This window comes from Shinella sp. WSC3-e, from assembly GCF_945994535.1.
Taxonomy (GTDB): domain Bacteria; phylum Pseudomonadota; class Alphaproteobacteria; order Rhizobiales; family Rhizobiaceae; genus Shinella; species Shinella yambaruensis.
This window is the reverse complement of the sequence record NZ_OZ000530.1, coordinates 2,168,642-2,194,522: the sequence shown is the minus strand read 5'-3', so window position 1 is coordinate 2,194,522 and position 25,881 is coordinate 2,168,642. Positions and strand designations below refer to the sequence as shown.

The 25,881-nt window shown below is 66.4% G+C and carries 23 protein-coding genes; 9 read left to right on the top strand and 14 right to left on the bottom strand.

What is annotated here, in order from left to right; all coding sequences use genetic code 11:
* The first annotated feature begins 199 nt into the window (after nucleotides 1-199).
* Nucleotides 200-976, top strand: coding sequence for an SDR family oxidoreductase (locus AABF56_RS10850; RefSeq protein ID WP_272805922.1), 777 nt, complete (start codon nucleotides 200-202; stop codon nucleotides 974-976).
* 326 nt (nucleotides 977-1,302) lie between these two features.
* On the opposite strand, the gene AABF56_RS10845 is transcribed toward AABF56_RS10850, so the two are convergent.
* On the bottom strand, nucleotides 1,303-1,557 hold the full coding sequence (locus tag AABF56_RS10845) for a hypothetical protein (protein WP_064330653.1): 255 nt from the start codon (nucleotides 1,555-1,557) through the stop codon (nucleotides 1,303-1,305).
* A gap of 70 nt (nucleotides 1,558-1,627) precedes the next feature.
* Entirely contained in the window at nucleotides 1,628-2,476 is an 849-nt protein-coding gene (locus AABF56_RS10840) for a LysR family transcriptional regulator (RefSeq protein ID WP_272805921.1), read from the bottom strand.
* Between the two features lie 128 nt (nucleotides 2,477-2,604).
* On the opposite strand from AABF56_RS10840, the gene AABF56_RS10835 reads away from it, so the two are divergent.
* Genes AABF56_RS10835 through AABF56_RS10820 form a run of 4 tightly spaced genes read left to right on the top strand, consistent with a single transcriptional unit; the run spans nucleotide 2,605 to nucleotide 9,872 of the window.
* The gene (locus AABF56_RS10835; protein WP_272805920.1) at nucleotides 2,605-5,055 is read left to right on the top strand and encodes a GcvT family protein; all 2,451 of its coding nucleotides are present in this window, start codon (nucleotides 2,605-2,607) and stop codon (nucleotides 5,053-5,055) included.
* A complete protein-coding gene (locus AABF56_RS10830; protein WP_272805919.1) occupies nucleotides 5,052-7,499 on the top strand; it encodes a GcvT family protein in 2,448 nt (815 codons plus the stop codon). Before AABF56_RS10835 ends, AABF56_RS10830 begins: the two co-directional genes overlap by 4 nt.
* A complete protein-coding gene (locus tag AABF56_RS10825) occupies nucleotides 7,496-8,341 on the top strand; it encodes an isocitrate lyase/PEP mutase family protein (RefSeq protein ID WP_272805918.1) in 846 nt (281 codons plus the stop codon). The genes AABF56_RS10830 and AABF56_RS10825 overlap by 4 nt, the downstream gene beginning before the upstream one ends.
* Nucleotides 8,334-9,872 (top strand): trimethylamine methyltransferase family protein, encoded by a 1,539-nt coding sequence (locus tag AABF56_RS10820; protein ID WP_272805917.1) that lies wholly within the window; start codon nucleotides 8,334-8,336, stop codon nucleotides 9,870-9,872. The genes AABF56_RS10825 and AABF56_RS10820 overlap by 8 nt, the downstream gene beginning before the upstream one ends.
* 17 nt (nucleotides 9,873-9,889) lie before the next feature.
* Here the strand turns inward: AABF56_RS10820 and AABF56_RS10815 are convergent, their stop codons facing one another.
* The gene (locus tag AABF56_RS10815; RefSeq protein WP_272805916.1) at nucleotides 9,890-10,333 is read right to left on the bottom strand and encodes an Lrp/AsnC family transcriptional regulator; all 444 of its coding nucleotides are present in this window, start codon (nucleotides 10,331-10,333) and stop codon (nucleotides 9,890-9,892) included.
* A gap of 109 nt (nucleotides 10,334-10,442) precedes the next feature.
* Between AABF56_RS10815 and AABF56_RS10810 the strand changes: the two genes are divergently transcribed.
* On the top strand, nucleotides 10,443-11,027 hold the full coding sequence (locus AABF56_RS10810; RefSeq protein WP_272805915.1) for an isochorismatase family protein: 585 nt from the start codon (nucleotides 10,443-10,445) through the stop codon (nucleotides 11,025-11,027).
* A 72-nt stretch (nucleotides 11,028-11,099) separates the two neighbouring features.
* Here the strand turns inward: AABF56_RS10810 and AABF56_RS10805 are convergent, their stop codons facing one another.
* The 11 genes from AABF56_RS10805 to AABF56_RS10755 all read right to left on the bottom strand — a co-directional run bounded on the left by AABF56_RS10805 (nucleotide 11,100) and on the right by AABF56_RS10755 (nucleotide 23,904).
* The gene (locus AABF56_RS10805) at nucleotides 11,100-11,615 is read right to left on the bottom strand and encodes a hypothetical protein (RefSeq protein ID WP_272805914.1); all 516 of its coding nucleotides are present in this window, start codon (nucleotides 11,613-11,615) and stop codon (nucleotides 11,100-11,102) included.
* A gap of 58 nt (nucleotides 11,616-11,673) precedes the next feature.
* Complete coding sequence (locus tag AABF56_RS10800; RefSeq protein WP_272805913.1) at nucleotides 11,674-12,783, bottom strand: ABC transporter substrate-binding protein; 1,110 nt, start codon at nucleotides 12,781-12,783, stop codon at nucleotides 11,674-11,676.
* Nucleotides 12,780-13,442 carry a siderophore-iron reductase FhuF gene (fhuF, locus tag AABF56_RS10795; RefSeq protein ID WP_272807488.1) on the bottom strand — a complete coding sequence of 221 codons (663 nt, stop codon included), beginning with the start codon at nucleotides 13,440-13,442 and terminating at the stop codon, nucleotides 12,780-12,782. The genes AABF56_RS10800 and fhuF overlap by 4 nt, the downstream gene beginning before the upstream one ends.
* A gap of 100 nt (nucleotides 13,443-13,542) precedes the next feature.
* Entirely contained in the window at nucleotides 13,543-15,717 is a 2,175-nt protein-coding gene (locus AABF56_RS10790; RefSeq protein ID WP_244766862.1) for a TonB-dependent siderophore receptor, read from the bottom strand.
* Between the two features lie 142 nt (nucleotides 15,718-15,859).
* Nucleotides 15,860-16,033 (bottom strand): DUF1328 domain-containing protein, encoded by a 174-nt coding sequence (locus AABF56_RS10785; protein ID WP_244766861.1) that lies wholly within the window; start codon nucleotides 16,031-16,033, stop codon nucleotides 15,860-15,862.
* A 376-nt stretch (nucleotides 16,034-16,409) separates the two neighbouring features.
* A complete protein-coding gene (locus AABF56_RS10780; RefSeq protein WP_272805912.1) occupies nucleotides 16,410-17,837 on the bottom strand; it encodes a gamma-aminobutyraldehyde dehydrogenase in 1,428 nt (475 codons plus the stop codon).
* A gap of 114 nt (nucleotides 17,838-17,951) precedes the next feature.
* Nucleotides 17,952-18,767 carry an ABC transporter permease gene (locus AABF56_RS10775; protein WP_272805911.1) on the bottom strand — a complete coding sequence of 272 codons (816 nt, stop codon included), beginning with the start codon at nucleotides 18,765-18,767 and terminating at the stop codon, nucleotides 17,952-17,954.
* The gene (locus tag AABF56_RS10770; RefSeq protein WP_272805910.1) at nucleotides 18,757-19,707 is read right to left on the bottom strand and encodes an ABC transporter permease; all 951 of its coding nucleotides are present in this window, start codon (nucleotides 19,705-19,707) and stop codon (nucleotides 18,757-18,759) included. The genes AABF56_RS10775 and AABF56_RS10770 overlap by 11 nt, the downstream gene beginning before the upstream one ends.
* Entirely contained in the window at nucleotides 19,704-20,699 is a 996-nt protein-coding gene (locus AABF56_RS10765; RefSeq protein ID WP_272805909.1) for an ABC transporter ATP-binding protein, read from the bottom strand. The genes AABF56_RS10770 and AABF56_RS10765 overlap by 4 nt, the downstream gene beginning before the upstream one ends.
* Nucleotides 20,700-20,949: 250 nt before the next feature.
* Nucleotides 20,950-22,110 carry an ABC transporter substrate-binding protein gene (locus AABF56_RS10760; protein WP_272805908.1) on the bottom strand — a complete coding sequence of 387 codons (1,161 nt, stop codon included), beginning with the start codon at nucleotides 22,108-22,110 and terminating at the stop codon, nucleotides 20,950-20,952.
* An 885-nt stretch (nucleotides 22,111-22,995) separates the two neighbouring features.
* Nucleotides 22,996-23,904, bottom strand: coding sequence for a LysR family transcriptional regulator (locus AABF56_RS10755; RefSeq protein ID WP_133032813.1), 909 nt, complete (start codon nucleotides 23,902-23,904; stop codon nucleotides 22,996-22,998).
* Nucleotides 23,905-24,114: 210 nt separating this feature from the next.
* Between AABF56_RS10755 and AABF56_RS10750 the strand changes: the two genes are divergently transcribed.
* The 3 genes from AABF56_RS10750 to AABF56_RS10740 are packed head-to-tail and all read left to right on the top strand — an operon-like array spanning nucleotide 24,115 to nucleotide 25,789.
* Nucleotides 24,115-25,026: an alpha/beta hydrolase gene (locus AABF56_RS10750; protein ID WP_272805907.1), complete on the top strand. Its 912-nt coding sequence runs from the start codon at nucleotides 24,115-24,117 to the stop codon at nucleotides 25,024-25,026.
* Nucleotides 25,023-25,439: an ACT domain-containing protein gene (locus AABF56_RS10745; protein WP_272805906.1), complete on the top strand. Its 417-nt coding sequence runs from the start codon at nucleotides 25,023-25,025 to the stop codon at nucleotides 25,437-25,439. Before AABF56_RS10750 ends, AABF56_RS10745 begins: the two co-directional genes overlap by 4 nt.
* The gene (locus AABF56_RS10740; protein ID WP_272805905.1) at nucleotides 25,439-25,789 is read left to right on the top strand and encodes a PAAR domain-containing protein; all 351 of its coding nucleotides are present in this window, start codon (nucleotides 25,439-25,441) and stop codon (nucleotides 25,787-25,789) included. Before AABF56_RS10745 ends, AABF56_RS10740 begins: the two co-directional genes overlap by 1 nt.
* The last annotated feature ends 92 nt before the right edge of the window (nucleotides 25,790-25,881 follow it).

Genomic DNA, 25,881 nt, shown 5'->3' with positions numbered 1-25,881 from the left:
ATGGTCGGGCTGGACCCGACCATCCACCGCAGCGTGTGAGACTTGGATCCTCGGGTTGAACCCGAGGATGACGATGGTGGAGGGCGATGCTTATCGGAAAACCAGGTCCCCGGCCGGTGCCGGGGACTTTTTTATGACCGCTTGCAGCGGATGCGCTTTTCGAGCAAACCGGAAGGACGCGTCAAAGGAGGAGGACGACATGACCGAATGGGGCCGGACCGGCATGGGCAAGTTCGCGCTGGTGACGGGCGGCGGCACGGGCATCGGCCTTGCCATCGCCCGGGGTCTCAGCGCCGAGGGGTATGCGGTCGTCGTCACCGGCCGCCGGGCCGCGGTGCTGGAGGAGGCCGCCGCCGCCATCACCGGTGAAACGGGCAATCCGGTCCGCGCGATTGCCTGCAATGTCGGCGATCCGGGCGAGGTCGCCGCGGTCTTTGCCGAGATCAGGCGTGCTTTCGGCCGGCTCGACGTGCTGGTCAACAATGCCGGCTCCAACGTCTCCCCGGCGCTGCTGGAGGACATTCCCTTCGAGGAGTGGAGCAATATCCTCGCCGCGAACCTGACGGGTGCCTTCCTCTGCACCCAGCAGGCCTTCAGGCTGATGAAGGACCAGAGCCCGCGCGGCGGGCGCATCATCAACAACGGCTCGATCTCCGCGACCGCGCCGCGGCCGAACTCCGCGCCCTATACGGCGACGAAGCACGCCATCACCGGCCTTACCAAATCGACCGCCCTCGACGGGCGCAAATACGACATCGCCTGCGGCCAGATCGATATCGGCAATGCGGCGACGGACATGACGAAGCGCATGAGCACCGGTGTGCTCCAGCCGAACGGCGATGTGGTCGCCGAGCCGACCATGTCGGTCAAGCACGTCGCCGACGCGGTGGTCTACATGGCCAGCCTGCCGCTCGATGCCAATGTGCTGAACATGACGGTCATGGCGACCACCATGCCCTTCGTCGGGCGCGGGTAGAGGGAAGCGCGCAACGGCTCCCTGTCGTGCCTTGCGGCGTACCCCCTCTGCTCTGCCGGGTATCCCCCGTTGAGGGCAGGCGAATTGCATATGGAATGAGGCGACGCGTCTTTCCCCTTCTCCCCCGCGGGGAGAAGGTCGCGGCAGCGGGATGAGGGGGTGGCGCAGACGTCAGACGGTGTGCAAGCCCCCTCATCCGGCCCTTCGGGCCACCTTCTCCCCGCGGGGGAGAAGGGGAAAGCAGCAGCGTGCTGCCTATGCAATTCGCCTGCCGCTTGCCGGGGAGATGCCCGGCAGGGCAGAGGGGGGCCGGGATGCCGCAAAAACTACCGCCGCGGCTCGCCGCCCTCGGCGTAGACGGTCTTCTGCTGGAACTTGAAGACATGGCCGCAGCGGCAGCGCAGCATGTGCTTGTCCGGATATTTCGAGGCGCGTTCCGTGAGGAAGCCGCGCGGCAGCGAATCGATGGTGAAATCCGGGTGCTTGCGGCTCGGCATGTCGTCTTCCGAGACCTCGGCATAACCGGAATTGCCGCACATGGCGCATTCGAGCTTGCGCGAATAGCGGTCACGGGCGGCCATGGAAACTCCTTCGTCAAATGTCGGCGGACCGTTCATAGGCGCAGCGGCGGGCCGTTTCAATGGCCGGGCGTCACGCGGCGAGCAAGGCCTGCATGATGGCGACGATGCGCCGGTGCTGGTGGGCATGGCGCGTGCGCACATTGGTGGCGGCATAGACGGCCTGCGCGATCGGCTCGGCGCCGGTAACGCGGCTTGCCGCGCCGGAGCGCAGCAGCCGCTTCGCATCGGGCGTCATCACGAAGGCGGAGCCGCCGAGCTTCTGCAAAAGGGCAAGGACCGCCGTCGTCTCGCCGCTGGCGATCGGCGCGGTCGAGAGGGTCGGATACGCCTCGCGGTGCAGCCGGTCGAAGGCGGGGGAATAGACGGCCTGGATATAGTCCTCCGGCCGGACGTCCTCGATTCGCGCCACCCTGTTGCTCACCATCTCGTAGTGCACCTCGCCGATGCGCTCATAGGCAAGGTCCGGCAGGTAGTGCGGGGTGAAGAGGATCGCAAGGTCGAGGTCGCCCGCGCCGAGGTCGCGGTTCATCTGGTTGGAATAGTCGACCTCCACATAGATCGAGGTGGCTGGCAGCTCCCTGCGCACCGCCGCCAGCCAGTCGCCGGCGAAGTGGGCGGCAAGGTCATGCTGCAGGCCGATGCGCATGGAACGCTCGTAGGCGCCGGCCGTTTCCACTGCGCGCGCCGCCTCGTGCCACTGGTGCTGCAGCGCCTTGGCGTGATCGAGGAAGCGCAGGCCCGCCGCGGTCGGCTGGGTGCCGCCCTTGTTGCGCGCGAAGAGCTTTCGCGCGAACATCGCTTCCAGCGCGTTGATGCGGTGCGTGACCGTCGACTGCGTGATGTTCAGCCGCTCTGCCGTGCGGTTGAAATTGCGCGTTTCCATCAGGTCGAGGAATGTCTCAATCAGGACAATTTGCATGAATGCGCCGATTTTCCCAGTGTTCGGCGGAAGTGTAATCGAGAAAGTCGATTAATAAAGCAAAATCCAACCGCTTGCTGCGCGTCGCTTTGGTTGCCACAAATCCGGGGCAAAGAAGGGGAACGAGAATGTCCGCACTGCCAAGCCATGCCCGTGTCGTCATCATCGGCGGAGGCGCCGTCGGGGCGTCGGCGCTCTACCATCTGGCGAAGGCCGGGTGGACGGATTGCGTGCTTCTGGAAAAGAACGAGCTGACCGCCGGCTCCACCTGGCATGCCGCCGGCAACGTGCCGACCTTCTCCTCCTCCTGGTCGATCATGAACATGCAGCGCTATTCCGCCGCGCTCTACCGGGAGCTGGGCGCGCTGGTCGACTATCCGATGAACTACCACGTCACCGGCTCGATCCGCCTCGGCCATTCGAAGGAGCGGTTGCAGGAGTTCAAGCGCGTCGTCGGCATGGGCCGCTACCAGGGCATGGACCTCGACATCCTCTCGCCGGACGAGATGCGCGGCAAATACCCGTTCCTCGAAACGCACGACCTCACCGGCGCGCTCTACGATCCCTATGACGGCGACATCGACCCGGCGCAGCTCACGCAGGCGCTCGCCAAGGGCGCGCGCGACATGGGCGCGAAGATCTTCCGCTTCTGTCCGGCGACCGGCGCGCGGCGCGAGGGCGAGGAATGGGTGATCTCGACGCCTCAGGGCGAGATCCGCTGCGAGAAGGTCGTCAACGCCGCCGGCTATTATGCGCGGGAAGTCGGCAAATGGTTCGGCCGCGACGTGCCGATGATGGTGATGAGCCATCAATACATGCTGTTCGAGGAAATCCCGGAGCTCGCCGCCTGGTCGAAGGAGGCCGGCCACAAGCTGCCGCTGCTGCGCGACGTGGATTCGTCCTATTATCTCCGCCAGGAGAAGACGGGCATGAATCTCGGCCCCTACGAGCGGAACTGCAAGGCGCACTGGACGGCGCCCGACGATCCGATGCCGGACGATTTCTCCTTCCAGCTCTTCCCGGACGATCTCGACCGGCTGGAATGGTATCTCAACGACGCCGTCGAGCGCGTGCCGATCCTCGGCACCGCGGGCCTCTCGCGCATGATCAACGGCCCGATCCCCTATGCGCCGGACGGCAACCCATTGCTCGGCCCGATGCCCGGCGTGCCGAACGCCTATGAGGCCTGCGTCTTCACCTTCGGCATCTGCCAGGCCGGTGGGGCCGGCAAGGTGCTGGCCGAATGGGTGACGGAGGGCGAGACGGAATGGGACATGTGGTCCTGCGACCCGCGCCGCTACACGAGCTTCGCCGCCGACAAGGACTATTGCGTGGCCAAGGGCATGGAGGTCTACGGCCACGAATATGCCATGCATTTTCCAAAGCACGCCTGGCCGGCCGGGCGGAACCAAAAGCTTTCGCCGATCCACGATCGTATCGCGGCGCTCGGCGCGCAGTTCAAGCCCTATAACGGCTGGGAGCGCGCCAGCTGGTATGTGCAGGACGGCGACGACACGTCGGAGGCCGCGACCCAGACCTGGAACCGCGAGGGCCCGTGGCGGCCGCGCATCGAGGCGGAGTGCCGCGCCGTCACCGAGGCCGCCGGCATCCTCGACCTTCCCGGCTTCTCGCGCTTCCGCGTGAAGGGGGAGGGCGCGACGGCCTGGCTCTCCTTGCTGATCACCGGCCGCGTGCCGAAACCCGGCCGCATCGGCCTTGCCTATTTTTCCGACGACAAGGGCCGCATCGTCACGGAAATGTCCGTCATGATGCTGGCCGAGGATTTCTTCTTCCTCATCACCGCCGCGACCGCGCAGTGGCACGATTTCGAGTGGCTGCAGAAACACATGCCGGAAAATCCCGTCTTCACGCTGGAGGACGTCACGGAGAATTTCTCGTGCCAGATCCTCTCCGGCCCGAATTCCCGCGCCATCCTTGCCGATGTCTGCAAGGCGGACCTCACCATGCCCTGGCTCACCCACCAGCCGGTGGAGATCGCCGGCCGCTGGTGCCAGCTGGTGCGCGTCTCCTTCGCCGGCGAACTCGGCTGGGAAATCCACACCAAGGTCGACGACACGGCCGTCATCTTCGATACCGTCTGGGCGGCGGGGCAGAAGCATGGCCTGAAGCCCTTCGGCATGGAGGCGCTCGACAGCCTGCGCATCGAGAAGGGCTATCGCGCCTGGAAGGGCGATCTTTCGACTGATTACACCATCCTGCAGGGCGGCCTCGAACGCTTCGTCGACTGGACCAAGCCCGCCTTCAAGGGCAAGGCGGCGCTGGAGCGGGAGAAGCAGCAGGGCGTCACCAAGCGCTTCGTGCTGCTGACCGTCGAGGCCGGCGACTGCGACGCGCCCTACATGTCGACGCTCTGGCACGGCGGCAAAGTGGTTGGCGAGACGACCTCCGGCAACTGGGGCTATCGCACCGGCAGGTCCATCGCGCTCGGCATGCTGCGGGCCGATCTCGCTCAGGCCGGCACGGAGATCGAGGTGGAAATCTACGGCGAGCGCTTCAAGGCGACCGTCCAGCCCGACGGCCCGCTCTTCGACCCCAACAATGAAAGACTGCGCGCATGACGAAGCCCATCCCTTCCAAGGCAAGAGCCGTCATCATCGGCGGCGGCGTCTCCGGCTGCTCGGTCGCCTATCACCTGGCAAAACTCGGCTGGACGGACGTGGTGCTGCTGGAGCGCAAGCAGCTCACCTCAGGCACCACCTGGCATGCCGCCGGCCTCATCGGCCAGCTGCGCGCCTCGCAGAACATGACGCGGCTCGCCAAATATTCCGCCGACCTCTACGTCAAGCTCGAAGCCGAGACGGGCATCGGCACCGGCATGCGCCAGTGCGGCTCGATGACGGTGGCGCTGACGGAGGAGCGCAAGGAGGAGATCTATCGTCAGGCCTCGCTCGCCCGCGCCTTCGACATCGACGTGCGCGAGATCACCGTCGAGGAGGTGAAGGCGCTCTATCCGCATCTCAACACGGCGGATGTGAAGGCCGCCGTGCACCTGCCGCTCGACGGCCAGTGCGACCCGGCGAACATCGCCATGGCCTTGGCGAAGGGCGCGCGGCAGAACGGCGCGACCGTCCTCGAAGGCGTCAAGGTGACCTCGGTGCTGACGAAGGACGGCCGCGTGACGGGCGTTACCTGCGAGCAGAACGGCGAGACGTTCACCATCGAGACGGAGAATGTCGTCAACGCCGCCGGCATGTGGGGCCGCACGCTGGCCGACATGTCGGGCGTCACCCTGCCGCTGCATGCCTGCGAGCATTTCTACATCGTCACCGAGCCGATCCCGAACCTGCAAAGGCTGCCTGTTCTGCGCGTGCCGGACGAGTGCACCTATTACAAGGAAGACGCCGGCAAGATGCTGATCGGCGCCTTCGAACTGAAGGCCAAGCCCTGGGGCATGGACGGCATTTCGGAAGACTTCTGCTTCGACCAGCTTCCGGAGGATTTCGACCACTTCCAGCCGATCCTCGAAAACGCGATCCACCGCATGCCGATGCTGGAGACGGCCGGCATCCACACCTTCTTCAACGGCCCGGAGAGCTTTACGCCCGACGACCGCTACTATCTCGGCGAGGCGCCGGAGCTGAAGGGCTACTGGGTCGCCGCCGGCTACAATTCCATCGGCATCGTCTCCTCCGGCGGGGCCGGCATGGCGCTCGCCCAGTGGATGAACGACGGCGAAGCGCCGTTCGATCTCTGGGAGGTGGATATCCGCCGCGCCCAGCCGTTCCAGAAGAACCGCGCCTATCTCAAGGACCGCGTTTCCGAAACGCTCGGTCTGCTCTATGCCGATCACTTCCCCTATCGCCAGATGGCGACGGCGCGCGGCGTGCGCCGCTCGCCGCTGCACGAGCATCTGAAGGCGCGGGGCGCGGTCTTCGGCGAGGTGGCGGGCTGGGAGCGCGCCAACTGGTTCGCGAAAGAGGGGCAGGAGCGGGAATACCGCTATTCGTGGAAGCGGCAGAACTGGTTCGAGAACCAGCGCGAGGAGCACCTCGCCGTTCGCAATGGCGTCGGCCTGTTCGACATGACCTCCTTCGGCAAGATCCGCGTGGAGGGCCGCGATGCGCTGGCCTTCCTGCAACGCCTCTGCGCCAACCAGATGGACGTCGCCCCCGGCCGGATCGTCTACACGCAGATGCTCAACGCGCGCGGCGGCATCGAGAGCGACCTGACGGTGACGCGCCTTTCCGAGACGGCGTTCTTCCTCGTCGTGCCCGGCGCGACGCTGCAGCGGGACCTTGCCTGGCTGCGCAAGCACCTCCGCGACGAGTTCGTCGTCATCACCGATGTGACGGCGGCCGAAAGCGTGCTCTGCGTCATGGGGCCGAAGGCGCGCGAGCTGATGCAGAAGGTGAGCCCGAACGACTTTTCCAATGCGGCACATCCCTTCGCCACGGCGCGGCAGATCGAGGTGGGCATGGGTCTTGCCCGGGCGCACCGCGTCACCTATGTCGGCGAACTCGGCTGGGAGCTTTACGTTTCCACCGACCAGGCGGCCCATGTCTTCGAGGCGCTGGAGGCCGCGGGGGCGGATATCGGCCTGAAACTCTGCGGCCTGCACACGCTCGACAGCTGCCGCATCGAGAAGGCCTTCCGCCATTTCGGCCATGACATCACCGACGAGGACCATGTGCTGGAAGCCGGCCTCGGCTTTGCCGTGCGCACGAGGAAGGGCGAGTTCATCGGCCGCGACGCGGTGCTGCGCAAGGAGGAAGCGGGGCTGAAGCGCCGCATGGTGCAGTTCAGGCTGACCGATCCCGAGCCGCTGCTCTTCCACAACGAGGCGCTGGTGCGCGATGGCAGGATCGTCTCGACCGTCACCTCGGGCAATTATGGCCATTATCTCGGCGGCGCGATCGGCATGGGCTACGTGCCGTGCGCCGGCGAGAGCGAGGCGGATGTGCTGGCCTCCAACTACGAGATCGAGATCGCCGGCGTGCGGGTGAAGGCCGAGGCCTCGCTCGTGCCCATGTACGATCCGAAAGCCGAGAGGGTCCGCGCGTGAGCAACCTTGCCGAACGCCACCGGCGTTTTCATGCCCTGCACCAGTCGGGCTGCTTCGTCATTCCCAATCCGTGGGACATGGGCTCCGCCCGCATGATGGCAGCGTCGGGCGCCGTGGCGCTCGCCACCACCTCCGCCGGCTTCGCCTTCACGCTGGGGCGGCCCGACATGGGCCGCGTGACGCGCGATGAGGCGCTGCGGCATGCGGAGGATATCGTGCGCGCCACGCCGCTGCCGGTCTCGGGCGATTTCGAGAACGGTTTTGCCGATGCGCCGGACGACGTTGCCGAGACGATCCGGCTCGCCGCCGAGGTCGGGCTTTCCGGCTGCTCGATCGAGGATACGCGGATGGTCGAGGGCAACCCGGCCTATGCCTTCGATCTTGCCGTGGAGCGCATCCGTGCCGCCGCCGATGCCGCCCGTTCGCTCGGCCATCCCTTCATTCTCTGCGCCAGGGCCGATGGCGTGATGAACGGTGTCTACGACCTCGACGAGGCGATCCGGCGCATCCAGGCCTTCGAGAGGGCGGGCGCGGACCTCGTCTATGTGCCGGTGCCGCCGGGGCCGGAGGAGCTGAGGCGTGTCGTGCAATCGGTCGGGGTGCCGGTGAACGGGCTTGCCGCGGGGCCGCTGCGCCAGCTCACCGTGCCGGATTTCGCCGCGCTCGGCGTGCGGCGCATCTCGCTCGGCTCGATGATCGCCCGCGTCACCCACGCCGCGATCGCCGAGCAGATGGACGCCATCCTGAAGGATGGCAGTTTCGCGAAATTGTCCGCCGCGGCGTCGGGGGACCTCATCAACAGAATGCTTGCCGCCGGTGCGGGGGAGACGGGTCATGAGTGAACAGGCAGTTTTGTCCCGGCGGTCCGGCGGGCGTGCGGCACGGGTCGCCATGCGCGCCGCGCCGCTGGCGGAAAATGTCCGGCCGGTGCGGCCGGGCCTTCCCGGCGGCCAGTACAAGCCGCTGACGGAGGCGGGCGTGCGCCGCATCCACGAGGCGGCGCTGGATGCGCTGGAGAATATCGGCCTCGCCAATGCGCCGAAATCCGGCGTCGAGATCATGACCGGGGCCGGCGCCATCCTCGGCGAGGACGGGCGCCTGCGCTTTCCGCGCGCGCTGGTGGAGGACATGCTGGCGCTTGCCGCGCGCGACATCACGCTCCATGGCCGCGATCCGAAATACGACCTCGAACTCACCGGGACCCGCGTCTATTACGGCACGGCGGGCGCGGCGGTGCATATCGTCGACGTGGAGAAGCGGGAATATAGGGAATCGACGGCGAAGGACCTCTTCAACGCCGCCCAGCTCGTCCATCACCTCGACAATGTGCATTTCTTCCAGCGGGCGATGGTCTGCCGCGACGTTGCCGACAATTTCCTGATGGACATCAACACGCTCTACGGCTGCTGCGCCGGCACGTCGAAACATGTCGGCACCAGCTTCTCCGATCCCTCGCATGTCGCCGGCTGCTTCGACCTCATCCACATGATGGCGGGCGGCGAGGACAAGTGGCGGGCACGGCCCTTCGTGTCGAATTCCAACTGCTTCGTCGTGCCGCCGATGAAGTTCGCGGAGGAAAGCTGCATCACCATGGAGGCCTGCATCCGGGCCGGCATGCCGATCCTGCTGCTGTCGGCCGGGCAGGCCGGCGCGACGGCGCCGGCGCCGCTTGCCACCGCCATCGTGCAGGCTGTCGCCGAGTGCCTTGCGGGCGTCGTCTATGTCAATGCCATGGCGCCCGGCCATCCGGCGATCTTCGGCACCTGGCCCTTCGTGTCGGACCTCAGGACGGGCGCCATGTCGGGCGGTTCGGGCGAGCAGGCGCTGCTGACGGCGGGCTGCGCGCAGATGCACCAGTTCTACCGGCTTCCAGGCGGCGCGGCCGCGGGCATCGCCGATTCCAAGCTGCCGGACATGCAGGCCGGCTGGGAGCAGGCGATCTCCAACGTCATGGCGGGTCTGTCCGGCCTCAACATGGTCTATGAGGCGGTCGGCATGCATGCCTCGCTGCTCGGCTTCTGCCTGGAAAGCCTCGTTCTCGGCGATGATCTTCTCGGCCAGGTGCAGCGCTGCGTGCGCGGCATCGACGTCACGGAGGATTCCGTCTCGCTGGAGACCATGCGTTCCGTCTGCCTCGATGGGCCGGGCCACTATCTCGGCGACCCGCAGACCCTGTCGCTGATGCAGACGGAGTATGTCTATCCCGCCGTCGCCGACCGCACGAGCCCGAAGGAATGGGCCGAGATCGGCCGGCCGGACCTCGTGCAGAAGGCGATCGAGCGCAAGAACCGCATTCTTTCCGAAGCCGGCGGCCCGCTCTTCGATTTTACGACGGACCGGGCGGTGCGGGAGAAGTTCAAGATCTACTTCTGACGCCTTTCGGCTGAAAGTCAGCTCCGTCGATCGAAATGGGTGCGCAGCGACACATGCGTCTGCACGCTCGCGATGCCCGGCGTCGTGGCGATCTGGCGGCGCACGGTGTCGAGCTCGCCGTTCGAGGCGCATTCGACGAGCAGCATCAGGTCCGTCGGCCCGGCGAGCGACCAGCAGGTCACGACGTTCGGAATGCCGGTGAGATGCGGCACGATGTGATCGCAGTTGCGGCCCTGCTGGAAGCTGACGGCGATCAGCGCCTCGACGCCCGGCCGTTCCCGGTCGATGCCGAGCTTGACCGTATAACCCGCGATCACGCCTCTCGCCTCCAGCCGCCGGATGCGCTCGTGCACGGCGCTCCGCGACAGCCCCGCATGGCGCGCAAGCTCCACCAGGCTCTGCCGGGCATCGGCGCGGAGCGCGGCGAGCAGCAGCCTGTCCTTGTCGTCCAGTTCGTTCATCCGGAAAATCTCCCCGTTGCCGGATGAACGTCCGGCGCGCTGCCTTCTTGCTGCGCGAAACCGGACGGAAAAGCAACTATTCGTCGGCCATCGCTTCAAGGAGAGACCGATGCCGACCCTGCCGGAAAACGCCGTCCTGATCCCGATCGACATGCAGCAGGCCTTCGACGCCGCGCCCTGGCCGCGGCGCTGGAACGAAAGGCTGGACGAGAACGGCCTTGCGCTCCTTGCCGCCTGGCGGGCCGCGCGGCGGCCGATCATCCATGTGCGGCACGACAGCGTCGAGCCCGGCTCCACCCTGCGGCCGGAGGTGCCGGGCAACGCGTTCCGCCCGGGCTTTGCGCCGCGGGAAGGCGAGCCGCTGGTGACGAAGAGCGTCAACGCCGCCTTCATCGGCACGGATCTCGACCTGCGCCTGCGCCGTCTTGGGGCCGATACGGTCGTGCTGTTCGGCGTGTCCACGGATATGTGCGTGTCGACCAGCGTGCGCGTCGGGGCGAACCTCGGCTACAGGGTGGTCCTCATCGAGGACGCCTGCGACTGCTTCGACCTGCCGGACGGGGAGGGCGGGACGATCGCCGCCCGCGACGTGCACCGCGCCCATGTCGCGACGCTGCGCCACGAATTCGCGACGGTGCTGCGAACGGCAGAGATCGTGGCTGGCCTCTGGAGCAATTCCAGCAAAAGTGCGTAGCGGTTTTGCGTCCGGAATTGCGTAAACAAACAGATAGAGCGTTTTCGCGATTCGAAGAAAAGCGGAAATGCTTTAGCGGGTCGCGGCCCTCACCTCGCGCACGCCGAAATCCCATTCGGGGGCGGTGACGGGGTTGAGGTCTATGCCGGGGAAGACGGCGAAGGTGGAGAAGGGCTGGCTTTCACCCGGCAGCACGCGCAGCACGATCAGCGCGCTGTCGCGGCCGACCTCGCGGCAGGTGCCGCTGGGGCAATCGGACAGCACGACATCGAGGCGGAAGGACTGCATCGGCTGGCTGCCCTTGTTGGCGATGCGGCCGGTCACGCGAAAGCTCGTCTTCGTCTGGCCGGCGCCGGCCTGCATCTCGGATAGTTCCACCCCGTCCGCGGAGAGCGCCTGGACGGTGGCGTTCGGTGTGGCGGCGGTGCCGGAGGGCGTGCGATCCTCGACGAACCAGATGAGAAGCGCGCTTGCAAGGCCGATGGCCACCACGATGGTGAGGACGGGTTCGACCCAGCTTTGGAAGCGCCGGAAGCGCAGTGCGAGATAGAGTATGGCCGCTGCCGCGACTGCGAATGCCCAGATCATTCAGGTCCTCCTGGGCATGGTATAGCCTGCGGAAGAAGGGACCGGAAGGCCGGTCCCCTCACTTTGCCTTGAGACTGATCCAATAGGCGCCGTCGAAGGGCACGGCGGCGAAGCGCGTGTTGATTTCCTTCAGCGTCGCGTCCGGGTCGATGTCGGCGAAAATGTCGGGGCGCAGCCATTGGGCGAAGGCTTCGGCGGCGAGGATGTTCAGCGGCACGGCGTTGAAGAAATTCCACAGGCCGTGCACGCGCTCCTCCTTCACCGCCTTGAGGTTCTTGAGGAACGGGCCGGAAACGGCGCGCGCCAATGTCTCGCGTGCCTCCTCCGGCGCAACGCCGGGGCCGACCGAGAAGGTGCTGTAGGTGCCGCCCGGCGAGGCGGTTGCGATATAGACGTCGGGATCGGCCGCGACGATGAATTCCGAGCTGACGATGCCGCCCTGCGCCGGCAGGCTTTCGGCGATGTTGCGGCTGCCGGTGATGGCGATGAAGGCGCCGAGCCCGCCGGTGCCGTAGGCGTAGCAGCACTTTTCCGGGTTCGGGAAGGCATCCATCAGCACGGTCGGGCCGGGCTCCTTGTGCGCGGCCACCCGGTCGCGGATGCGCTTGACCCGTTCCTCGTAGAAATCGGCGAAGGCGTTCGCCTGCTCCTCCCGGTTCAGCACCTTGCCGAGGAGGCGCATGTTGTCCGCGGTGTTGTTCAGCGCGTCGCTGTTGAAATCGACCACGACGACGGGGACGCCGCTTCTCTCCAGATAGTCGATCGCCTGCTTGCCGAGGTCCGTGTCGGCCTGCCAGTTGGCGAGGATGGCCAGATCCGCCTGCAGCGAGAGCGCGGCCTCGAACGAGACGGTGATGCCGTCGCCGATGATCGGCACGTCCTCGATCTTCGGGAACCTGTCCTTGAAGCGGGCATAGATCTCCGGATTGTCGCCCTTCATGTCGCTCGCCCAGCCGGCCAGGATGCCGACCGGGTCGGGATGAACCAGCGAGAGCGCGACCAGGTTGAAGCCGCTGCCGAGCAGCACCGCCTTCGGTTCGGCGGGAATGGTGATCTCGCGGCCCAAGGCGTCCTTGACGGTCAGCGGATAGGCCACCTCGGCGCGGGCGGCGAGCGCGCCCAGGAGCAGGAAGGCGGCGGCGATGAAGGCGGAAAGGCGCAGGGTCATTGTTTTCTCAGCTCCGGCAGGGCGCACAGCTCGCCGCAGCCCGGAATGCCGGGCAGCATGTAGCGCAGGCAGCAGACCTTGCGGCGACAGTGGACGGCGCCCGCTTCCAGCTCGTGGCGCAGGCATCCATGGAAGGGATTGCGGCTGCCATCGGCCAGCCGCGGGCAATCGAAGAGGGGGCGGGACGGCCAGTGGTCGTCGCCCGCGGGCGGCGAACGGTCCGTCGCGTTGAAGGCATAGTCGATATAGACGGCGGCGTTGTTCCAGGCGAGTTTCGGCGCGATACCGGTCTTCTCCCTGAACAGGGCGACGACGCGGGAGAGGTGGCAGTCCACCAGCGGCGTGACGAAGTCGACGAGGTCGTCGCCCTCGCTCCAGTCGCCCTCGTGCGGCAGGCCGAAGGCGCGCGGCAGGCCGTCCTCGCCGATGGCGATGGTCATCTCCTCGACGGCGACGGGCAGCGTCATCTCGGCCCGGCGGGCCACGACATAGGGGATGGTCAGCGCGGAGAAATAGTAGAGCGACCAGAAGGAGGCGGCGGCGCGGCGATCGACGTCGCCATGGCCTGCCGCATAGCGGTCGAGCGTCTCGGCAAAACCGTTCCCGGCGAGGAAGTCGGCGAGCGGCACGGCGCCGTCGAGATCCGAAGACAGCATCATCTTCTCGCCGCACCAGGCGTGCTCACCGGTAAAGACCGCCTTCAGGCCGTCCGGCCTGAAAGCGGTCTCGCCATCGTGGGTGGACGGCGCCGTCAAGCGCTTACCAGGAATATTTCAGGCTGCCGATGACCGTGCGGCCCTGGTCTCGGTAGCAGAAGCCGGCCGAGCAGACGGCATCCTGGCGGTCGAAGAGGTTCGTCGCGTTGACCTGCAGCTTCAGGCCGGCGAAGTCCTTGTCGATGGCGGCGAAGTCGTAGTCGATCGACGCATCGACGAAGGCGCGCGCCTTGTTCTTCATGCTGTTGGCGTCGTCGCCGTAGCTTTCGCCGGTGAAGCGGACGCCCGCGCCGAAGCCGAGGCCGGCCAGCGCGCCGTCTTCCGGCATGGTGTAGTGCGCCCAGAGCGAGGCCATGTGGCGCGGCACGGAGGAGACGTCGTTGTTGACGGTGCCGGCCGGGCCGTCGATGATCTTCGCCTGGGTATAGGTATAGGAGGCGATCAGCGACAGGCCGTTGTCGAGGCTGGTGGAGGCTTCAAGCTCGACGCCGCGCGAGCGCAGCTTGCCGCGCTGGACCTGAATGTTGGCCGGGCCGGTCGGCAGGTCGACGACCTCGTAGTAGAGGCCGTTGGTCTGGTCGATGTTGAAGAGCGCGGCGGTCAGCAGCGTGTTGCTGTCGGGCAGCAGGTACTTCACGCCCACTTCCTGCTGTTCGCTCTCGGTCGGCTTGAACGGGTTGCCGGTGGCAAGGTTCACGCCGGCATTCGGCGAGAATGCCGTCGAGTAGCTGGCATAGGGGGTGATGCCCCATTCGGTTTCGTAGGTCACGCCGGCGCGCCAGGTGAAGGCGCGGTCGCTCTGGTTGATCGTGTCGAGCGCGCCGGAGGCGAGGTCCGTGTTGTCGGTGTCGGTCGAGACCCAGTCGTAGCGGCCGCCGAGCGTGAAGGTCAGCGCGTCGTAGCGGATCTGGTCCTGCAGGTAGATGCCGGTGATGAACTGGTCCTGCACGCTCTTGGTCTGGAAGCCGATCGGGTCCGTCGGGCGGCCGCGCGTCGGGTCGGTGGTGTCGAGCGGCGGCGTCACGCCGTAGCCGTTCAGCGACTTCCAGTAGATCTTGGTGAAGTCGATGCCGGTCAGGAGCGTGTGTTCCAGCGCGCCGGTCTCGAACTTCGCTTCGAGCTGGTTGTCGATCGTATAGGTGTTCATCCACTCTTCGAACGAGCCGGCGCTGCTGTCGAGCAGCGTCGGGTCGGCGGCGTTCGGCTGGTAGGCGAAGGCCCAGTCGGCGTCGATGTTGAGCCAGGAGGCGCGGGCGTTCTGGCGGAAGGTAAAGACCTCGTTCAGGCGATGCTCGAACTCGTAGCCGATGCGGCCCTGGTTCTGCACGGAATCGTTGAAGGCCGGGTTGCCGGCGAAGAAGTCGCTGACCTTGCCGGTGATCGGATCGTAGTAATAGGCCGCCGTGCCGCCCGTCTTGGTGCGGGAATATTCGCCGAGGATGGTCAGCTTGGTGTCCTCGTCCGGCTTCCAGGTGAAGGCCGGCGCGATGTAGGCGCGGTCGTCGGGAACGCCGACCTGCTCGGTATCGGCGCTGCGCAGCAGGCCGGTCAGGCGATAGTAGACCGGATCTTCCTCGTTGATCGGGCCGGAAAGGTCGAACTGGCCCTGGTAGCGGTCGTGGCTGCCATATTGCAGCTGGATCTCGCGCAGCGCCTCTTCCGTCGGGCGCTTGCTGATGAGGTTGTAGAGGCCGCCGGCGCCGGAGGCACCGTAGAGCGCGGAAGACGGGCCGCGCAGGATCGAGACGCCTTCCAGGCCATAGGGTTCCGTCTTGAACAGCGAGGAGCCGGCGCCCGGCTGGCGCAGGTTGTCGCGGAAGACGCCCGTATAGGTCACGTCGAAGCCGCGCACGGTAAACGAGTCGAAGCGCGGGTCGAAGCCGTAGCCGCCGATACGGGTGCCGGGCGTATAGGCGAGCGTGTCGAGCAGGGTCTGCGGGTTGCGGTCTTCCAGCTGCTGCTGCGTGACCGAGGAGATCGACTGCGGCGTCTGGATGAAGGGCGTGTCGACCTTGGCGCCCGTCGCGCTGCTCTTGCCGACATAGCCGTCCGCCGTGATGACGCCGCCGCTGCCGCCGTCGACGACGATGTCCTCGAGCACGGTCGCGCCGCCCGCCGTCGTCGTCCCCTGGTCCTGCGCAAGGGCGACCGAGGCGAGCGTGAGGAGGGACGTGCCGGCGAGCGCCAGGCGGAACATCGTGCGGGAGGACGTGTGCATGCAGGTGACTTTCTGAGGAAGCGGATCGATAACGTGACCGTTTTTATCAGGATTTCATCTGCTGCAACGAATTATATGACTAGAAACATCAGGATTTAGCCTGTGTTGCCGGGAAGCAACACAGGCTGTGGACGGTCTGCACTCAGAAGGCGAGACTACCGGCCATCAGTGCAAGCACAAGGAAAATCAGGAAGATGACGAGGGCGATGGCGAAGAGCACCTTGGCGATCGTCGCTGTTGCGGCGGAGACGCCGGAGAAGCCGAGAAAGCCGGCGATCAGCGAGATGACGAGAAAGATGAGTGCCCATTTCAGCATGGCGATGCCTCCGATTGTGTCGGAGTAAAGACGCGTTAGGGCTGAAAATGTTCCCGGAAGGAGCCGGCACCCGTCCGTACCCAAAAGGCGGGCACTCCTCTGCCTGCCAGGCATCTCCCCCAGAGGGCCGGGCAATCGCCTATGGGGCAGGACGATGCCGCATCCCCTTCTCCCCTGCGGGGAGAAGGTGGCCCGAAGGGTCGGATGAGGGGGTGGCTCTGACGGATCGTTTACGCCTCCGATCCTCCCCCTCATCCGCCTGCCGGCACCTTCTCCCCGCGGGGGAGAAGGGAGTCGCGGCGACGATTGCAGTCCATCTGCGATTGCCCGCCCTCGTGGGGAGCTGCCCGGCACGGTAGAGGGGGCAGCCCCATGGTCAGCCGTGGCTGACCATCACATGGCGCACGGCGGTATAATCCTCCAGCGCGTAGATCGACATGTCCTTGCCGTAGCCCGACTGCTTGACGCCGCCATGCGGCATTTCCGTCGTCAGCATGAAGTGCGTGTTGATCCAGGTGCAGCCATATTGCAGGCGGGCGGCGGCCTTCATCGCCTTGCCGATGTCCTTCGTCCAGACGGAGGAGGCGAGGCCGTAGTCGCTGTCGTTGGCCCAGGCGATGGCCTGGTCCGCCTCGGAGAAGCGGGTGACGGAGACGACGGGGCCGAACACTTCGCGGCGCACGATCTCGTCGTCCTGCGTGGCGCCGGCCACCACCGTCGGCTGGAAGAAGTAGCCGTCGTCGCTGCCGGCGCGGCCGCCCGTGGTGATCTCGATGTGCTTCACCTCGGCGGCGCGCTCGACGAAGCTTGCCACCCGGTCGCGCTGGCGCTTGGAGATCAGCGGGCCGATCTCGTTCAGCGTGTCGTCGGGGTCGTTGTACTTGATGGTGGAGACGGCGGCCGAGAGGTCGGCGACCAGCTTCTCGTAGATGCCGTCCTCGGCGTAGATGCGGCAGGCGGCCGTGCAGTCCTGGCCGGCATTGTAGTAGCCGAAGGCGCGGATGCCCGAGACGACGGCGTCCAGATCCGCATCGTCGAAGACGACGACCGGGGCCTTGCCGCCGAGTTCCAGATGGGTGCGCTTGACGGTCTTCGCCGCCGCCGCCAGCACCTTCTTGCCGGTCGCCACATCGCCGGTGATCGAGACCATGTTGATCTTCGGATGGTTGATCAGCGCATTGCCGACCGTCTCGCCGCGCCCGAGCACGATGTTGACCACGCCTTCCGGCAGGATGTCGGCCAAAAGCTTCGCCATCTTCAGCGCCGTCAGCGGCGTCTGCTCGGAAGGCTTGAAGACGACGGTGTTGCCCCCGGCAATCGCCGGCGCCAGCTTCCAGGCCATCATCATCAGCGGATAGTTCCACGGCGCGATCGAGCCGACGATGCCGATGGGATCGCGGCGCACCATCGAGGTGAAGCCGGGCAGGTATTCGGCGGCGACCGGGGCGCTCAGCGAGCGGATGGCGCCGGCGAAGAAGCGCCAGCAGTCGACGATGGCCGGCAGCTCGTCATTGCGGGCGGCGTTGATCGGCTTGCCGCAATTGAGCGCTTCGAGAGCCGCGAAGGCATCGGCGTCCTTCTCGATCGCGTCGGCGATCTTCAGGAGATAGCCGGAGCGTTCCGCGGGCGTGGTGGTCGCCCAGGAGACGAAGGCCTTTTCGGCGGCGTCGACCGCCGCGTCGATCTGCGCATGGGAGGCCTCCGGCAGGTCGACGATCTTCGCGCCGGTCTTCGGGTTCAGGATGTGCTCCTCGACCTCGGTTCCGGCTTCGAAGCGCGAGCCGATCAGCATCTGGGTGTCCATGGCGTGTTCTCCGTTGTTGAGGAGCGAATGGCGAATAGCGAGTAGCGAACAGGGGTGGCAACTTCACCGTCAGGGAACCCTATTCGCTATTCGCTACTCCCTGTTCGCTCATGTTCATTTTCCGGCGCCTGCGACCTGGTCGCCATCGCGGGTGAGGTAGTAGGCGCCGAGGATCGGCAGGAAGGTGACGAGCACCACGACCATGGCGACGACATTGGTCACCGGGCGCTGGCGCGGGCGCACCAGTTCCTCCAGCATCCAGATCGGCAGGGTCGATTGCTGGCCGGCGGTGAAGGTGGTCACGATCACCTCGTCGAAGGACAGCGCGAAGGCGAGCATGCCGCCGGCAAGCAGGGCCGTGCCGATGTTCGGCAGGATGACATAGCGGAAGGTCTGGAAGCTGTCGGCGCCGAGGTCCATCGAGGCCTCGATCAGCGAGCCCGAGACGCGGCGGAAGCGGGCGACGGCATTGTTGTAGACGACCACGACGCAGAAGGTGGCGTGGCCGAGCACGATCGTCCAGAAGGAGAAGGGGATCTCCGCGAACGAGAAGGCCGAGCGCAGCGCGATGCCGGTGATGATGCCGGGAAGGGCGATCGGCAGGATGACGAGCAGCGAGATCGTCTCCCGGCCGAAGAATTTCGTACGGGAAACGGCGGCGGCGCACAGTGTGCCGAGCACGAGGGCGACGGCGGTGGAGATGGACGCGACGCGCACGGAAAGCCCCATCGCCTCCCAGACGTCCGGCCGGTTCCAGGTGACCGCGAACCATTTGAGCGTATAGCCCGGCGGCGGGAACTGGTAGCTCTTCTCCTCCGTCGTGAAGGCGTAGAGGAAGATGAGCAGGATCGGCAGGTGCAGGAAGGCGAGGCCGAGGCCTGCGGCGATCTTGAGGCCGAGGGGAGCGGTGGTGTTTCTGTCAGAGCGCATCGAAGGCCCCCTGTCGCTTGGCCATCCACAAATAGAGGCCCATGATGACGATCGGCACGACGGAGAAGGCGGCGGCGAGCGGGATGTTGCCGGCCGTGCCCTGCTGGGCATAGACCGCCTGGCCGATGAAGAGCCGCGACGAGCCGATGATCTGCGGGATGATGTAGTCGCCCAGCGTCAGCGAGAAGGTGAAGATCGAGCCGGCGATGATGCCGGGCAGGGCGAGCGGGAAGAGCACGTGGCGGAAGGTCTGCGCCGGGTGGCCGCCGAGATCGGCGGAGGCCTCGATCAGGTTGCCGGGCACGCGCTCCAGCGCCGCCTGGATCGGCAGGATCATGAAGGGCATCCAGACATAGATGAAGACGATGAAGGTGCCGGTATAGCTGATCGACAGCGACGAGCCGCCGACCACGGGCAGCGAAAGCCACGCATCGAGCAGCCAGGAAAGGCGGAGCTTGGCGAAGGCCCAGGTGACGATGCCTTCCTTGGCGAGGATCAGCTTCCAGGCATAGACCTTGACGAGATAGCTCGACCACAGCGGCAGCATGACGCCGAGATAGAAGACGACCTTCCATTTTCCCTTGGCATAGCGCGCCGCGTAATAGGCGATCGGGAAGGCGATGGCGGCGGAGGCGAGCGTCACCAGCGCGGCCATCAGCATGGTGCGCAGGATGATGTCGAAATTCGACGGGATGAGCAGCTGCCGGTAGGTGGCGAGCGTGAACTCGTAGTTGATCAGCCCGGAAAAGTCGTCGATCGAGAAGAAGCTCTGCAGGAGAAGCGCAAAGAGCGAGCCGAGATAGATGATGCCGAGCCAGAGCAGCGGCGGCGTCAGCATCAGGAGCAGCAGGATCTTCGGGTTGCGCCAGAAGAAATCGGAAAGCCGCCCGGAGGTGCCTTCGCGGCGCGCGAGGATGGAGGTGTCGGCGACGATGCTCATCGGGCACCGTCCATCGGGTGCAGGTCCTGCGGCAGGAAGGAGAGGGTGACCGTTTCGCCGAGCGCCGGCGGGGCGATGGAGGCCGGTGTCATGGCCGCGACGCGCGCGCCCGCGGCCTCGACCGTCACGCGGTTCGCCGCGCCGAGGAAACTGGTCGCGACGACGCGGCCGGCGAAATTCTTGCGGCCCGGGCCATCCCCGAGCGTGATCGCCTCCGGCCTCAGGCTGGCATAGCTGTCGCCGAAGCCGAGGGTACGGACGAAATCCGGCGGCAGCACGTTGGACGAGCCGACGAAATCGGCGACGAAGCGCGTTTTCGGCCGCTTGTAGACCTCTTCCGGCGTGCCGAGCTGCTGGATCCTGCCATCGCTGAACACGGCGATGCGGTCGGCCATCGACAGCGCCTCGCCCTGGTCGTGGGTGACGAAGACGAAGGTGATGCCGAGCGATTTCTGCAGGGATTTCAGTTCCTCCTGCATCTGCTCGCGCAGCTTGAGGTCGAGCGCGCCGAGGGGTTCATCAAGGAGGAGCACGCGGGGCCGGTTGACCAGCGCCCGGGCGAGCGCCACGCGCTGGCGCTGGCCGCCGGAGAGCTGGCCGGGCCGGCGCGCGCCGTAGCCGGGCAGCTTCACCATGGCAAGCGCCTCCTCGGCCGCCTTCAGCCGCTCGGCCTTGCCGACGCCCTTGACCATCAGCCCGTAGGCGACGTTCTCGAGGATCGAGAGATGCGGGAAGAGGGCGTAGTCCTGGAACACCGTGTTGACGTTGCGCCGGTAGGGCGGCACGCCCTCCGCCGTCTCGCCGAAGATCTCGATATGGCCCGACGTCGGCTGCTCGAAGCCGGCCATCAGGCGCAGGCACGTCGTCTTGCCGGAGCCGGACGGTCCCAGCATCGCGAAGAATTCGCCCTCGGCGATGGCGAGATCCACGCTGTCGACGGCACGCACGGCGCCGAAATGGCGGGAGACTTGCTGGAACAGGACGGCGGTCATGGGGGACTCCGGTTTGTCTTGGGCGATGGGCGCTGTACTGCGCCGATCGCAGAAAGTGGCGTGGGAGGAAGACGGCGCGTCTATCCGATCTCCCCCCTTGACGGGGAGATGCCCGGCAGGGCAGAGGGGGGTAGTCCCGCCCGCTTCGTAACATTTGCCGCTTCGCGGCCACCCCCCTCTGTCGCCTTCGGCGACAGAGGGATCTCCCCCTCAAGGGGGGAGATCGGGGAGTATGCCGCGCCGTTTTACCTCAACGCCCGCCGATCACGCCGATATAGTCGGAGACCCAGCGGTGATACGGCACGCACTCTCCCTGGCTTTCGCACTTGGTCACCGGCGTGCGCCAGAAGCGGATCTTCTCGAAATTGTCGAAACCGTTGGTCGAGCACCCCTCGTCGGTCAGGAGCGCATTGCCCTTGCAGGCCGCCGGGACCGAGGGAACCGCGCCGAACCAGGCGGCGGCATCGCCCTGCACCTTGGCGGAAAGCGAATGTTCCATCCACATATAGGCGCAGTTCGGATGCTGGCTTTCGGCATGCAGCATGGTCGTGTCCGACCAGCCCGTCACGCCCTCTTCCGGGAAGGTCGAGGCGATCGGCTGCTTTTCCGCCTGCATCAGGTTCACCTGGAAAGGCCAGGAGCCGGAGGCGACGACGCCCTCGTTCTTGAAGTCGTCGATCTGGATCATCGCGTCGTGCCAGTAGCGGCCGACCAGCGTGCGCTGGACGCGAAGCAGGTCGAGCGCGGCCTTGTACTGGTCCTCGTTGAGTTCGTAGGGGTCCTTGATGCCGAGGTCCGGCTTGTGCGCCATCAGGTAGGTCGCGGCGTCGGCGATGTGGATCGGGCCGTCATAGGCCTGCACGCGGCCCTTGTTCGACTTGCCGTCCGGCAGCGTCATCTCCTCGAAGACGACCTTCCAGCTCGTCGGCGCCGCGTCCTTGAAGGCCTCGGTGTTGTACATCAGGACGTTGGGGCCCCACAGATAAGGCGTGCCGTAGTGCACGCCGTTCACCGTGTGCCAGGGCGCGTTCTGCAGGCGCTCGTCGACGGTCTTCCAGCTCGGGATGAGGTCGATGTTGATCGGCTGCACGCGCTTGCCCGCGACGAGGCGGAGCGAAGCGTCGCCCGAGGCGGTGACGAGGTCGAAGCCGCCCTCGTTCATCAGCGCCACCATTTCATCGGAGGTGGCGGCGGTCTTCACCGTCACCTTGCAGCTCGTCTTTTTCTCGAATTCGGTGACCCAGTCATAGTTCTTGTCCGTCTCGCCGCGCTCGATATAGCCGGCCCAGGCGACGATGGAGACTTCGCCCTCGCCGGGCCCGAGCTCCTTCAGCGGCTCCTGGGCGATGGCGGCGGTGGCGAAGGCGAGCGAAAGGGTAAGCGCGGTGCAGGAATGCAGAAGTCGCTTCATGACAGTCTCCCGGTTTGGTCCGCTTGTCTGCGGTATTGTTCCCGGATGAGAAGGTGCCGCGCTTTCGCCGCTTTCGCAAATTCATTAATCAGAATGTCGGTATCGGAAATTCCGAAAGCGGCGAGGGCGTGCCGCGTCTTGTGGATCCTCGGGTCAAGCCCGAGGATGACGAAAGAAGAGAGGATTAGGGCTGAAGCAAGGGAGCCGGATGCCGCACCGGCAAAGGGGCTGGCAACCTCTCCTCCTCTCCGTCATCCTCGGGCTTGACCCGAGGATCCACGCCCCACCGCACGTCCTCGCCGCCAAAAAACACGCCCCGCATTTTCCCCACCCCTCAACCCCGTGCCTACAATCCTCCCATCCCGCCGCGGATACACCGCAAGGCGTTGCGGCGAGGCGGGGTCGGCGCGGGGCGTGAGGGGGCGACGCACACCTTGACGCACCGGGCGCGCGGAAAATGGTCTCCCTCCGGCGAAACGGGGGAAATGGCGGGGCGTCGGACCGGACCGCCGTTTTGCCCCGATCACGTCGCCGGGCGTGCCTGTGTGGCACACAACATGGCGGCTGCACCATGCGGCGTCCGGGGGCTTCCCCGCTCGCATGGCGCAGTGGAAGACGGTGCCGACCGGCAGTCGTGGCTGCGGCACCGTGATCCTGAGGGCGTGCATGACCCCTTCTCCGGAAGGGCGCGCCACCGTTCCCACGCACCCCGCCATCGCAGAGAGGCCGAAGTCGCGGGCAAAAACCGCCGAACGGGGCGCTGGACGGTGCCGCATACAAACATTCAGTCGAGGCAGCCTCCAGCGCCACGTCCGAATGCTCCCGCAAAACCCCGGCGCGCTGGCGTGCGGGGATGAAGCCGCAGGAAGAGGTTCGATGCCGCCGCTACCGTCCCCGACCGCTCCGCAGCGCCTCCGCCAGCCCGACGAAATCTCTTGCCGCTTGCGGCAGGCTGGAGCCCTTGCGCCAGACCATGCCGACCTGGACGACGGGAAGCGCGCCCGAGACGTCGCGGCTTTCGATGCGGTCGCCTTCCAGCGACCAGGGGCGATAGACGAGGTCGGGCAGGAGCGCGATGCCGGCGCCTGTCGCGACGAGGCTGCGCACCGCCTCCACCGAGCGGGTGCGGAAGGCGACATGCGGGCGGGCGCCGAGCGCGGTCAGCAGCTTGCCGGTGTTCTCCTCGATTTCGTCGACCGTGAGCATGATCAGCGGCTCCTTGGCGATGTCGCTGACGGAGATGATGTCGGCCGAGACGAGCGGATGGCCGATCGGCAGCCAGAGGCGGTAGGGCGAGGTTTCGAGGATCTCCGCCTGCAGCGCCATGCGGTCGCGCAGGTTCGAGATGACCATGACGGCGACGTCCAGCTCGCCGCCGACCAGGAGATGTTCCAGATAGGAGCCGTTGTCCTCGATGGCGCTCACCTCGATGCCGGGAAAGGCGCGGCGATAGCGCGAGAGCAGGTCCGACAGCACGTAGCCGGCGACGAGGGAGGTGACGCCGAGATTGAGCTGGCCCTTTTCCGCCGTGCGGTTGTCGGAGAAGGAGCGGCGGGCATCCGAGACGTTCGCGAGGATCTTCGTGGCGTGGCGCAGGAACTGGTGGCCGTTGTGCGTCGTCGTGAGGCCGCGCGGATGGCGCTCGAACAGCTCGACGCCGAGGTCGGATTCGAGCTCCTTGATCGCCTCGGTGATCGAGGATTGCGAGATCGAGAGGTTTTGCGCCGCGCGCGTCACGGAACCCTGCTCCGCGACGGCGACGAAATATTGCAGTTGCCGGAAGGTGAACGCCATGGCGGCAGTTAATATGCCCGGCGCGGGCGAGGCAAGCGCCGAAAATTCCTTGGGAAAGCCGCGGACGGGACAGGCGCGCGGGGTGCGCGCTGCTATGATCCCCGCCATTTCCAGCCGGGGCAGCGTCGCTCCGGCACCGGACAATGCGACAGGACACGCCCCGGCGCCCATTCCGTCACGCCGGAACGGCGCCGGCAACGAGGAGCCGCCATGACCGAACGCCCCATGCCGACCGAGGAGGGCATCCTGGCCTTCCACAAGCGCTGCGAGGATTTTTATCCCGCCGATGCCGTCGACGCGGATATCGGGCGGCAGCGCGGCTGGTACGATGCGCTCTGCGCCGCCTTCGACGCGCCGCCGCCGGCGGGCATGATCAAGCAGGACGGTGTCATCGCGGGGCGCATCCCGGTGCGCCGTTATCGCCCGGCGGCGGTGACGAGCGCGACGCGGCTTTTCTACATCCACGGCGGCGGCTTCGTCGTCGGCTCGCTCGACAGCCATGATGCGATCTGTGCCGAGCTTTCCGAGGCCGCGGGCGCCGAACTCGTGTCCGTCGATTACCGCCTGTCGCCGGAGCATGTCTGGCCCGCCGCTTTCGACGATTGCTGGGCCGTGCTGATCGAGCTTCTCCTGGAAAGCCACCCGGTCGTGGTGGTCGGCGACAGCGCGGGCGGCAACCTTGCCGCCGGCATCGTGCTGAAGGCGCGCGACGAGGGGCTGACGGGCATTGCCGGGCAGGCGCTGGTCTATCCGGGCCTCGGCGGCGACCTTGCCTCCGGCTCCTATCTGGAGATGGCCGAGGCGCCGGGTCTTTCGACCGCCGACGTCGCCTATTACCGCGAGGTCTACAAGGCGCCGGAGGAGGCCGTGCATGCCTTCCCGTTGCGGGCGGAAAACCTTGCCGGCCTGCCGCCCGCCTTCATCACCGGCGCCCATTTCGATCCGCTGCGCGACGATGCGCGGGCCTATGCGGCGCGGCTGGCGCTTGCCGGTGTTGCGGTGGAGTTTCGCGAGGAGAAGCAGATGATCCACGCCTGGCTGCGCGCGCGATTCATGAGCGCGGGCGCGAAGGCCGGTTTTGCGGCGCTGTGCGATGCCGTGCGCCGGATGGCGCATCCATGAGCGGGATCACCGATCTCGACGCATTGCTGGCGACGATGGAGCCGGCGCTGGCGGACGGGGCCTTCGTCTATGCCTGCGTGCCGGCCGGGGATCTGGAAGGCCATCTTTCTCGCGGGCCGGTCGGTCTCTTCCGGGAGGCGGAGGGCGTGACGCTGATCCTGCCGGCCGAGGCGGCGGAAGGGCTGGCGGCAAGCCCGCCGATGCGGATGATCACGCTCACCGTGCACTCCTCGCTGGAGGCGGTGGGGCTGACGGCGGCCTTCGCGACGGCGCTGACGGGGCAGGGGATCAGCGCCAACGTGGTTGCCGGCTACCATCACGACCATATATTCGTGCCGGAGCGGGATGGCGAACGGGCATTGGAAACGTTGCGTGCGCTGTCGCGTGCGGTGCGTGAAAAGGGAGACAGATGATGAAATCTTTGCGGTTTGCGGTTGCCTTTCTGGGCTTCGCTCTCGGGGCGGCGGGGCCGTCCGTTTCCGTGGCCGAGGATGCGCCCCAGCCCATTCCATCCTGCGCCATGTCCGGTTCGAAGAGCGTCTTCATCGGCGGTGCGCCGGCGCTGCGCCTCTCCGACGTGGTGAACTGCCCGCCGGAACTCTACGAGATCGTGCCGAGCATCATGATCGAGGGCCAGCCCATGGTGAAATTCCGCACGGGCGTCGGCGAGAAGGGCAATTGCACCGCGCGTGGCGAGGAGACGGTGATGGCCGAAGGCGAATCGGCCAGCCGGCTGGGGGATGTGGCCTGCACGCAGAATTGAGTGGAGCTATGCAGTTCATGGAGCTGTCTTGTTTTGCTAAACCTCGCTCCATTCTCCATCGTCATCCTCGGGTCAAGCCCGAGGATGACGAT

Excerpts from the sequence above, each read along its gene's own strand:
- AABF56_RS10750 (WP_272805907.1), top strand. The coding sequence starts at position 24,115 with ATGACCGAACGCCCCATGCCGACCGAGGAGGGCATCCTGGCCTTCCAC.
- AABF56_RS10775 (WP_272805911.1), bottom strand. The coding sequence starts at position 18,767 with ATGCGCTCTGACAGAAACACCACCGCTCCCCTCGGCCTCAAGATCGCC.
- AABF56_RS10840 (WP_272805921.1), bottom strand. The coding sequence starts at position 2,476 with ATGCAAATTGTCCTGATTGAGACATTCCTCGACCTGATGGAAACGCGC.
- AABF56_RS10760 (WP_272805908.1), bottom strand. The coding sequence starts at position 22,110 with ATGAAGCGACTTCTGCATTCCTGCACCGCGCTTACCCTTTCGCTCGCC.
- AABF56_RS10755 (WP_133032813.1), bottom strand. The coding sequence starts at position 23,904 with ATGGCGTTCACCTTCCGGCAACTGCAATATTTCGTCGCCGTCGCGGAG.
- AABF56_RS10805 (WP_272805914.1), bottom strand. The coding sequence starts at position 11,615 with ATGATCTGGGCATTCGCAGTCGCGGCAGCGGCCATACTCTATCTCGCA.
- AABF56_RS10830 (WP_272805919.1), top strand. The coding sequence starts at position 5,052 with ATGACGAAGCCCATCCCTTCCAAGGCAAGAGCCGTCATCATCGGCGGC.
- AABF56_RS10810 (WP_272805915.1), top strand. The coding sequence starts at position 10,443 with ATGCCGACCCTGCCGGAAAACGCCGTCCTGATCCCGATCGACATGCAG.
- AABF56_RS10835 (WP_272805920.1), top strand. The coding sequence starts at position 2,605 with ATGTCCGCACTGCCAAGCCATGCCCGTGTCGTCATCATCGGCGGAGGC.
- fhuF (WP_272807488.1), bottom strand. The coding sequence starts at position 13,442 with ATGATGCTGTCTTCGGATCTCGACGGCGCCGTGCCGCTCGCCGACTTC.
- AABF56_RS10740 (WP_272805905.1), top strand. The coding sequence starts at position 25,439 with ATGAAATCTTTGCGGTTTGCGGTTGCCTTTCTGGGCTTCGCTCTCGGG.
- AABF56_RS10780 (WP_272805912.1), bottom strand. The coding sequence starts at position 17,837 with ATGGACACCCAGATGCTGATCGGCTCGCGCTTCGAAGCCGGAACCGAG.
- AABF56_RS10815 (WP_272805916.1), bottom strand. The coding sequence starts at position 10,333 with ATGAACGAACTGGACGACAAGGACAGGCTGCTGCTCGCCGCGCTCCGC.
- AABF56_RS10845 (WP_064330653.1), bottom strand. The coding sequence starts at position 1,557 with ATGGCCGCCCGTGACCGCTATTCGCGCAAGCTCGAATGCGCCATGTGC.
- AABF56_RS10790 (WP_244766862.1), bottom strand. The coding sequence starts at position 15,717 with ATGCACACGTCCTCCCGCACGATGTTCCGCCTGGCGCTCGCCGGCACG.
- AABF56_RS10745 (WP_272805906.1), top strand. The coding sequence starts at position 25,023 with ATGAGCGGGATCACCGATCTCGACGCATTGCTGGCGACGATGGAGCCG.
- AABF56_RS10785 (WP_244766861.1), bottom strand. The coding sequence starts at position 16,033 with ATGCTGAAATGGGCACTCATCTTTCTCGTCATCTCGCTGATCGCCGGC.
- AABF56_RS10800 (WP_272805913.1), bottom strand. The coding sequence starts at position 12,783 with ATGACCCTGCGCCTTTCCGCCTTCATCGCCGCCGCCTTCCTGCTCCTG.
- AABF56_RS10820 (WP_272805917.1), top strand. The coding sequence starts at position 8,334 with ATGAGTGAACAGGCAGTTTTGTCCCGGCGGTCCGGCGGGCGTGCGGCA.
- AABF56_RS10850 (WP_272805922.1), top strand. The coding sequence starts at position 200 with ATGACCGAATGGGGCCGGACCGGCATGGGCAAGTTCGCGCTGGTGACG.
- AABF56_RS10765 (WP_272805909.1), bottom strand. The coding sequence starts at position 20,699 with ATGACCGCCGTCCTGTTCCAGCAAGTCTCCCGCCATTTCGGCGCCGTG.
- AABF56_RS10770 (WP_272805910.1), bottom strand. The coding sequence starts at position 19,707 with ATGAGCATCGTCGCCGACACCTCCATCCTCGCGCGCCGCGAAGGCACC.